Below are 1,361 nucleotides of genomic sequence, written 5' to 3'. Positions count from 1 at the left end.
CCCCGTGAACGTCTCCACCCACACCCGCTCAGCGCGTAAGACCCCGGCCATACAAGGAAGATGCCCAGCTCAGAGTCTTGTGCAACACCCTTTAAGGGTTGTCCCGCTATAGCTGCGGCCTGTTCGACGTAGGGTATGCGGGCGGCAAGTGTGGCGCCGTAGCCTTGGCCGTACAGGAGGACATCGGTGGACCCGAACCCCACCTGCTGCTTCTGCCTTCAGATCATCGATCTAGCTCAGGACAGGGCAGCGACCGCGCTCACGCTTGGTGCCGTTGACCCGGAACGAGGCGGTCATGTGCGGCGGAAGGCCTACTCGCACTCAAGCTGTCTGCGCGAGCGAGTCGACCCGAACATCGACCTCTGGTGGGAGCTCTGAAACCCGGCTGACCTCCAAAGCTGCCGACTTCAGATGCGATGATCTTGCGGTGCCTCGTGTGATCACCGCGTCTGAGCAGGCCTGGATAGCCCCGTTCACCGGGCTGAGCCCGCGGCAGTTCGGCAAGCTGGTGACGGTTCTGCGACGTGAGGGTGCGGACGCGGTCCGCAAGGGCCGGCCGTGGAGCCTGCCTCTGGAGGATCGGGCCCTGCTGGTCGCGGCATACTGGCGCACGAACCTGACGATGCGGCAGCTCGCTCCGCTGTTCGGGGTGTCGAAGTCGGCGGCGGACCGGATCATCGACCACCTCGGGCCGATGCTCGCGCTCCAGCCCCGCAAGCGGTTCGCCAAGGACGCCGTGCTCATCGTGGACGGCACGCTGGTCACCACCGCGACCACATGGTGGCCGAGCAGTCGAAGAACTACCGGTACTCCACCGCCCACCAGATCGTCATCGACGCGGACACCCGCCGCGTCGTGGTGGTCGGCCGGCCGCTGCCGGGCAACCGCCACGACTCCCGCGGCTGGGAGGAGTGCGGCGCCAAGGCCGCCGTCGGCAAGACCACCACGATCGCCGACGGCGGCTACCAGGGCACCGGACTGGTCATCCCACACCGAAAAGCGAAAGGCCAGGCCGAACTCCCGGACTGGAAAGAGGAGCACAACCGGTCCCACAAGCAGGTCCGCGCACGCGTCGAGCACGTCTTCGCCCGCATGAAGACCTGGAAGATCCTCCGCGACTGCCGCCTCAAAGGCGACGGAGTCCACCACGCCATGCTCGGCATCGCACGGATACACAACCTCGCCCTCGCCGGATAGACCAGCTGCCTCGCACGACGGCCGACCTCGCCGAGGCGGCTCGAAGGTCATTTACGGGACAGCCCTTACTAGGACTCCGTTAGGTCTTCCTGTCCGGCCTGTTCGGGTGCATGTTGGGTTGGGTGGACGCACATGAAGTGAACCGTGTTCGGGCGAGGTTGGCG

The 1,361-nt window shown here is 66.0% G+C and carries 1 pseudogene; it reads left to right on the top strand.

Going from position 1 to position 1,361, the window contains the following annotated elements:
- The first annotated feature begins 427 nt into the window (after positions 1-427).
- A pseudogene (locus AB0D34_RS47265) lies at positions 428-1,197 on the top strand (transposase).
- Positions 1,198-1,361 lie beyond the last annotated feature (164 nt).

The organism is Streptomyces sp. NPDC048420 (assembly GCF_040651535.1).
In the GTDB taxonomy this organism is placed as follows: domain Bacteria; phylum Actinomycetota; class Actinomycetes; order Streptomycetales; family Streptomycetaceae; genus Streptomyces.
Note: the sequence above shows the minus strand (reverse complement) of the source record. Positions and strands in the feature narration are given on the sequence as shown.